Here is a 7203-nt window from a genome sequence, read left to right as displayed (position 1 = left end):
GTATGGTCCATAGTTATATCCCATCGAAAAACCCCCTTTCCCTAAAAAATCCCCTATTATTATATGAACATTTTCTTCGTTCGTTTGGGAATCCATCCAGGCTGGTTTGAACATTCAACACTTTCATCATTTCTTTTAGTGGGACAGACACGAACAAGCCCACTGCTGCATAGGTATGAATAGGGAGCCAAAGAAACGGGGGATGAAACCAATGCCCGGAATACTTACAGTTGTCGGTTATATTATCAAAGAATTTTACTTATTCGTTTCCTATGTGAAAAACAACGCTTTTCCCCAGCCCTTGTCATCTCAGGATGAAAAGAGATATCTGAAGCTAATGAGCGAGGGAGACGGTGATGCCCGTAACATCCTGATCGAACATAATCTCAGACTTGTTGCCCATATCGTCAAGAAATTCGAAAATACGGGCGAAGATACTGAAGATTTGATTTCGATTGGGACAATTGGTTTGATAAAGGCCATTGAGAGTTATTCGGATGGGAAGGGTACGAAGCTGGCCACATATGCGGCGCGATGCATTGAGAATGAGATCTTGATGCATTTACGGGCGACAAAGAAAACGAAGAAAGATATTTCCCTGCATGATCCGATCGGTCAAGATAAAGAAGGGAATGAAATCAGTTTAATCGATGTACTGAAATCGGAATCGGAAGATGTCATCGATACGATTCAGCTCAATATGGAAATTGAAAAAGTGAAAAAGTATATTGATATTTTGGATGAACGCGAAAAGGAAGTCATTGTAGGCAGGTTCGGACTGGATTTGAAAAAGGAAAAAACCCAGAGGGAAATCGCCAAAGAGCTTGGCATTTCCCGCAGTTATGTATCGAGGATTGAAAAACGTGCCTTAATGAAAATGTTCCACGAATTTTACAGAGCAGAAAAAGAGAAGGAAAAGAAAGCCAAAGGATAGGAATTGTAAAAGGCAAAGAGAGTGCGGGAAAATATCCCCGCACTCATTTTTTAATATTTATTTCTGATCATATCTGCAAAAGCGTGATAAATCTCGATTCCCTGAAAAAGGAACATGCGTGAAGCGGTTAAAGATAAGACCCCTATCATAATAAAGCGAAACCACATATGAATCACTCCTCCATTTTAATTTTTATAAAATGTCAGAGCGTAAGGCTACGTAATTCGCCTGGAAAAAAACCGGACCGAGATACCGCCGGCGAAGATTTGAGTGAAAATAAAGAAAACTTAAAATCGAAAATTCGAAAAAGAGAATAATGGTAAGAGACTGCCAGGAACTCAAGGAAGGCACGAAAGGCTGTTTCTTGTCGGCCTTATCCCAATGGTGCGCATCGGTATGTTCCTCAATGTTTAGCTGCTGTGCATGATGATGGAACTGTATAGGCAGTGTCCAAAGGAGCAGGATGATGGCAGACATGTGAATAAAGAATTTCATATGAATCAACCACCCCTTTCCCAAGAATATATTCATCATAACATGCTTTTAATCCGGGATATAGAAAAATGTTCCGGAAAAATACTGAAAATTCCTTTTAATTAGAAAAATGTTGGCTTTACCTCTATAATGGGATTAGTGATAAAAAGGGGGCAAAGCATGATGGGATATTCTTTGACGTGGGATTTGGATATCTTTTTTAAAGGAGGAAGCTCTTCTAAGGAGTTCCTGATTTTTTTAGATGAAATCAACGACGAGGTAAAAGAATTAGACCGAATTGTAAGCAATATCAATCCAGAAGGAAATGATGAGAGCCGTTTAATCCAGGCATTTGATCTTTTTAAAAATACCAATATGAAATCCACGCAGGCAAGTGCATTCATCGGCTGCCTTGAAGCTCAAAATGCACAGGATAAAAAGGCTGGTCAGCTGCGGATCAAACAAATGAAGATAGTCGCTTCACTAAAAATGGTGTTAAGTAAGCTGGATGAAAAGTTGATACAGCTTGATGATGCTTTCTTTAAAAAAATTCTCGAAAAAGAACCATTGAATGAATTGAAATTCGTATTGAATGAACGGCGGGAAAAGGCAAAGGAAAAGCTTTCCGTGAAGGAAGAATCATTAATCACTCAATTGGCCATGGACGGTTTCGAAGGTTGGAGCCAAATGTACGATACGATCGTCGGTTCAATGACCATCCCTTATAAAGGTGAAAAGCTTTCTGTAGGCCAAGCGGCGAATAAATTTTCCGATCCTGATGAAAGGAACCGGAAAGAATTATTTACTGCGTGGGAACAGGCTTGGGAGGGGAAAAGTGACCTTTTTGCCCGGACTTTGAACCACTTGGCCGGATTTCGTCTCAGTGTGAATGAAAAACGGGGCTGGGATGATATTTTGAAAGAGCCTCTTGAAATAGGGAGGATGAAAAAAGAAACCCTCGAGAGCATGTGGAATGTAATCGCCGATCATAAGGAGCCGCTTGTGAGGTTTTTAGAAAGGAAAGCGGAGTTACTGGATTTGGATAAATTAAGTTGGGCGGATTTGGATGCACCGCTCGCTGTTACAGCAGAGACCAATGTAATGGATTATCAAGAAGGTGCAGACTTCATCATACAGCAATTCTCTAAGTTCGGCTCTCAATTAGCAAACTTCACCCAAAAAGCTTTTAAAGACAGCTGGATTGAAGCGGAGGACAGACCAGGTAAGAGACCAGGCGGTTTTTGCACCGGCTTTCCATTAAATAAGCAGTCAAGAATTTTCATGACGTATTCGGGCACCCCATCCAATGTATCGACATTGGCCCATGAATTGGGACATGCATTCCATTCATATGCGATGAGGGAGATCCATCCATTGAATCGGTCATATGCCATGAACGTTGCTGAAACCGCTTCTACTTTTGCTGAAATGGTCGTTGCGGATGCAGCTGTGAAGGAAGCTGCCAGTGAGGAAGAAAAGCTGGTGCTTTTAGAAGATAAAATTCAGCGATCCGTGGCATTATTGATGAATATCCATGCCCGCTACTTATTCGAAACAAGGTTTTATGATGAGAGAAAACAAGGGTATGTCAGTGCCGAACGGTTGAATGAACTGATGGTCGATGCACAAAAAGAAGCTTATGGCGATGCTTTAAGTGATTATAATCCAACATTCTGGGCTTCAAAGCTCCATTTTTATATTACAGGTGTACCATTTTATAATTTTCCGTACACATTCGGATACCTATTCTCATTAGGCATATACGCGAATGCCCTGAAAGAACCAGCAGGATTCGAAGAAAAATATATCGCTCTATTGAAGGATACCGGTTCCATGAAGGTCGAGGATTTGGCTGAGAAACATTTAGGCGTCGATTTGAAGACCCGGGATTTTTGGGAAGAAGCAGTCAATGCCTGTATGGAGGATGTAGAAGAATTCTTGCGCTTGACCGACCCACTGGTCCGAAAAGCTTGAAATGGGTTTTCGGAGGGAATATGAATGAAAAAAGCGGATGTCCGGTATAGGGCATCCGCCTTTCTTATTTAAACTTTTTTCAGTTTAAATGGACTGACCATAAGTAATGATAATATAATCATGAGGGATAAAAAAAAGACCGGATGGAAATACGGGATGGCTAGATAACTTAAAGTAGCGATGCAGCCCGCAACCGTAATTGGCACTCCTGTAAAATATCCATTGCTTTCACTTATATTGAAGCGGGCGAGACGAAATGCGCCACAGCCAATATAGAAAACCGTGAACAGTGTGCCAGGTGCTCCGAATTCTATTAATATTCCTTGGTATAATAATAGAGCTGGTGCGACTCCAAAGGATATGATGTCACACATCGAGTCAAGTTGCTTACCCAATTCCGATTCAATGTTGAATTTCCGAGCAACCATACCGTCAAAGCGATCTGCAAGGGCAGCCAGGAAAATTAATAACAGGCTTAAATTCAATTGGCCGTGCATTACGGCAATTATCGCAAATCCACCAAGGGATAAATTAATTAAAGTAAGTATATTTGCTGTTTGTGCTTTCAATTTTTTAATGGATTGATCTAGGGCGTGTAATAAAAACATCTTTTCACTCCTTTCAAATGAAACAAATTAAAACAAAATATAGTAAACACAAGTATTTATTATATAATAATATTTTATTTAACACAATTTATGCAAGAGATTTTAGAATAATTTTACAATTTGGAGTGGATTTATTTGTTTCAGTCTTTGTATCGCATTCTTATTGAACTGACGAATGGTCAGTATTCATCTGGTTTATTAAAGCATTTTAGCCAATCTAGTTGGAGCAGGCCCTTAATTTTACTATATGTAAAAACATTTAATCTTAATCAACAGGAATTTGGTAAGGAGGTAAAAGCTTATACGAACCTGCACGAGCTATTTACCAGGCAGTTAAAGGCGGATGCCAGGCCAATTACGGCAGTTCCTTCTGCGGTAGCTTGTCCTGTGGACGGTGTTCTTGAGGATTCAGGGGAGATACGCGCTGATAAAAATATCGTCGTTAAGGGAAAGGTATATTCAATGGAGGAAATGCTCGGGGATGAGCTTTTTTTGGAAAAGTACTTAGGGGGCAAATATCTCGTGCTATACTTAAGCCCGAGTCATTACCATAGGATCCATGCACCAATAAAGGGTTCCGTGGTCAAACGTTGGACCCTTGGAAGGAAATCGTATCCCGTTAATAAATGGGGGATGAAATATGGAAAAGAGCCTTTATCAAAAAATTACCGGACAATAACTGAACTTCAAAATGAAGCGGGAAGTCTGGCAATGGTGAAAGTCGGGGCCATGTTCATAAATTCGATCGTCATTACTGATGAATCGGATGAATTGGAAAAAGGACAGGAATTTTCTTATTTCAGCTTTGGGTCCACAGTGGTGCTTCTTTTTGAAAAAGGGAGTTTTGAACTTGAAGGAAACATATCCATTCCCGCAGATGTCCGTGTTGGTGAAACAATCGGATTCATGAGGGCCGTCTAACTTCAAATGAAAATAAGAGGCTGACATTTGATGTCAGCCTATGTATTTCATATTAAAATATTGATCGGATTTTATGTGTCAGGGATCTTCGATGAATTTCCGTTTCTATGAGGCGGATGAAATCGGTACTCAACTTTAAATTCTGTGCTTTAAAATAGGATTCAAGCAACAGGTCATCAGATAGTTTTTGCATCAGAACGCCATTTGCGGCTGCTCACCTCCAGTAGGAATTGCGGGGAATAATTTGGTGCTTACTTGCATATATTGATAAGTCTTCCTTGATGTACCCCTACTGTATCAGAAATAAACGTGGAGAACAATCGTTCTGTTATCCACAGTTGAAAGTGGATAACTTGTGGTTAAGTTGTTTACAAGGTAGGCGAAATGGTGCACATCAGTATGGAAAATGTTAGTAAAGTTATCCACAGGTTGAATAAATGAAATTTTTGTCGAAATCTTTTATGAATAATTAGTTCTTTTGTTCTGGTCAGACTGCAAATTTCCCATTATTTAATGAAAAATGCCTTTCCATATCAGAAAACATACATTATGATGTTTCTTTACCGACAGCCCTTCTTTCCTAATTTTTTTTGAAAGTGTGCTGAAAATTCGATATGATGGAGACGGTAAATTTTAACGAAAATATAGAGGTGTCAATATGCTTAAATTATTTTTGCCGAGTGAACATGTTAAAAGCATTTTTAATATAGATCCTCAAGAATTGAAAAAAAGAGGGATTAAGGGAGTCATTACCGATTTGGATAATACTCTCGTTGAATGGGACAGGCCAACTGCCACCCCCGATTTAATCAAATGGTTCGACAATATGCGGGATCATGGGATTTTAGTGACGATTGTGTCCAATAATAATGAAAATCGGGTTCGGGCTTTTTCCGATCCGCTTCACATTCCGTTTATCTTCCAGGCCAGAAAACCGATGGCAAGAGCTTTCCATAAGGCCCGTAAGGCAATGGGGTTGAAATTGGAAGAAACGGTGGTAATCGGCGATCAGTTATTGACGGATGTATTGGGAGGGAACAGAGGCGGGTTTCATACGATCTTAGTGCTCCCTGTGGCACAAACCGACGAATTCAGAACAAGGATCAATCGTTATTTTGAAAGAAAGATCATGGCGTTTTTTAAACGAAAAGGAATGATAGAATGGGAGGATCACAATTGAACAATCATCAAGAATTAGTGTGCATCGGCTGCGGTGTGAAGGTCCAGACTGAAGATCCGAAGGAATTAGGCTTTGCCCCTAAATCAGCTCTGGAAAAGGAGACCATCGTTTGTCAGCGCTGCTTTAAATTGAAACATTATAACGAAGTTCAGGATGTTTCCTTAACAGACGATGACTTCCTGAAAATCTTGAATAAAGTAGGCGAAACCGACTCTTTAATCGTCAAAATCGTCGATATTTTTGATTTCAATGGAAGCTGGCTGCCTGGCCTGCATCGATTTGTAGGAAGAAATGATGTTCTTCTGATCGGAAATAAGGTTGATTTATTGCCTAAATCCGTAAAACCGAACAAATTGATCAATTGGATGAAGCAATCGTCCAAGGAATTGGGTCTTAACCCGGTGGATGTCCTGCTTGTCAGTGCTGAAAAGGGAAAGCACATACTTGAAGCGGCTGATGCGATTGAGCGGTATCGGAGAGGTAAAGATGTCTATGTAGTGGGTTGTACGAATGTAGGGAAATCGACTTTCATCAACCGTCTTATAAAAGAAGTGAGCGGGGAAGGTGATATCATCACGACTTCCCACTTCCCTGGGACTACCTTGGATATGATCGAAATTCCTTTGGATGATGGACAGGCATTGATCGATACACCGGGAATCATTAATCATCATCAAATGGCTCACTATGTGGACAAACGGGACTTCAAGGTGATTATGCCGAAAAAGGAAATCAAGCCGAGAGTGTACCAACTGAATGAAGCGCAGACGCTATTTTTCGGAGGGTTGGCCCGGTTGGACTATGTCTCAGGCGGAAGGCGTTCATTGACTTGCTACCTTTCGAATGAATTGAATATTCACCGTACAAAACTCGAAAAAGCCGATGAATTGTATAAGAACCATGCCGGGGAATTACTGACGCCCCCACGGCCTGAACAAATCGAGGAGTTTCCGAAGCTGATTCCACATGAGTTCTCCTTGAAAGATGGTAAAATGGATATTGTGTTTTCTGGTCTTGGCTGGGTGACGGTCAATGAGCCGGGAGCGAAAATCGTTGCACATGTTCCAAAGGGCGTCAATGTGATCGTTCGCAAATCATTAATCTAAATATAG

At 40.5% G+C, this 7203-nt stretch carries 8 protein-coding genes; 5 read left to right on the top strand and 3 right to left on the bottom strand.

Annotation, left to right across the window (positions count from 1 at the left end):
* The first annotated feature begins 211 nt into the window (after positions 1-211).
* Positions 212-934 (top strand): RNA polymerase sporulation sigma factor SigK, encoded by a 723-nt coding sequence (gene sigK / locus ACFVSH_RS10905; RefSeq protein ID WP_048682796.1) that lies wholly within the window; start codon positions 212-214, stop codon positions 932-934.
* A gap of 192 nt (positions 935-1126) precedes the next feature.
* On the opposite strand, the gene ACFVSH_RS10900 is transcribed toward sigK, so the two are convergent.
* Positions 1127-1429 (bottom strand): hypothetical protein, encoded by a 303-nt coding sequence (locus tag ACFVSH_RS10900; RefSeq protein WP_387598106.1) that lies wholly within the window; start codon positions 1427-1429, stop codon positions 1127-1129.
* A 162-nt stretch (positions 1430-1591) separates the two neighbouring features.
* Here ACFVSH_RS10900 and ACFVSH_RS10895 point away from each other — a divergent pair, with 162 nt between their 5' ends.
* Positions 1592-3382 carry a M3 family oligoendopeptidase gene (locus tag ACFVSH_RS10895; RefSeq protein WP_387705912.1) on the top strand — a complete coding sequence of 597 codons (1791 nt, stop codon included), beginning with the start codon at positions 1592-1594 and terminating at the stop codon, positions 3380-3382.
* 68 nt (positions 3383-3450) lie between these two features.
* Here ACFVSH_RS10895 and pssA read toward each other — a convergent pair whose 3' ends face one another.
* Positions 3451-3990 (bottom strand): CDP-diacylglycerol--serine O-phosphatidyltransferase, encoded by a 540-nt coding sequence (gene pssA / locus ACFVSH_RS10890; protein ID WP_192205680.1) that lies wholly within the window; start codon positions 3988-3990, stop codon positions 3451-3453.
* A gap of 135 nt (positions 3991-4125) precedes the next feature.
* On the opposite strand from pssA, the gene ACFVSH_RS10885 reads away from it, so the two are divergent.
* Entirely contained in the window at positions 4126-4911 is a 786-nt protein-coding gene (locus ACFVSH_RS10885; protein ID WP_387705910.1) for a phosphatidylserine decarboxylase, read from the top strand.
* A gap of 52 nt (positions 4912-4963) precedes the next feature.
* On the opposite strand, the gene ACFVSH_RS10880 is transcribed toward ACFVSH_RS10885, so the two are convergent.
* Complete coding sequence (locus tag ACFVSH_RS10880; RefSeq protein ID WP_034311351.1) at positions 4964-5104, bottom strand: sporulation histidine kinase inhibitor Sda; 141 nt, start codon at positions 5102-5104, stop codon at positions 4964-4966.
* Positions 5105-5569: 465 nt separating this feature from the next.
* On the opposite strand from ACFVSH_RS10880, the gene ACFVSH_RS10875 reads away from it, so the two are divergent.
* Entirely contained in the window at positions 5570-6091 is a 522-nt protein-coding gene (locus ACFVSH_RS10875; RefSeq protein ID WP_076365171.1) for a YqeG family HAD IIIA-type phosphatase, read from the top strand.
* A complete protein-coding gene (gene yqeH / locus ACFVSH_RS10870) occupies positions 6088-7197 on the top strand; it encodes a ribosome biogenesis GTPase YqeH (protein WP_387598099.1) in 1110 nt (369 codons plus the stop codon). Before ACFVSH_RS10875 ends, yqeH begins: the two co-directional genes overlap by 4 nt.
* The last annotated feature ends 6 nt before the right edge of the window (positions 7198-7203 follow it).

Origin of the sequence: Peribacillus sp. NPDC058002 (assembly GCF_042886655.1) — a bacterium.
Taxonomy (GTDB): Bacteria; Bacillota; Bacilli; order Bacillales; family DSM-1321; genus Peribacillus; species Peribacillus aracenensis.
Note: the sequence above shows the minus strand (reverse complement) of the source record. Positions and strands in the feature narration are given on the sequence as shown.

What these genes read in the sequence shown, in the direction of transcription:
- pssA (WP_192205680.1), bottom strand. Translation starts at nt 3,990, where the DNA reads ATGTTTTTATTACACGCCCTAGATCAATCCATTAAAAAATTGAAAGCA.
- ACFVSH_RS10895 (WP_387705912.1), top strand. Translation starts at nt 1,592, where the DNA reads ATGGGATATTCTTTGACGTGGGATTTGGATATCTTTTTTAAAGGAGGA.
- ACFVSH_RS10875 (WP_076365171.1), top strand. Translation starts at nt 5,570, where the DNA reads ATGCTTAAATTATTTTTGCCGAGTGAACATGTTAAAAGCATTTTTAAT.
- ACFVSH_RS10900 (WP_387598106.1), bottom strand. Translation starts at nt 1,429, where the DNA reads ATGAAATTCTTTATTCACATGTCTGCCATCATCCTGCTCCTTTGGACA.
- ACFVSH_RS10880 (WP_034311351.1), bottom strand. Translation starts at nt 5,104, where the DNA reads ATGCAAAAACTATCTGATGACCTGTTGCTTGAATCCTATTTTAAAGCA.
- sigK (WP_048682796.1), top strand. Translation starts at nt 212, where the DNA reads ATGCCCGGAATACTTACAGTTGTCGGTTATATTATCAAAGAATTTTAC.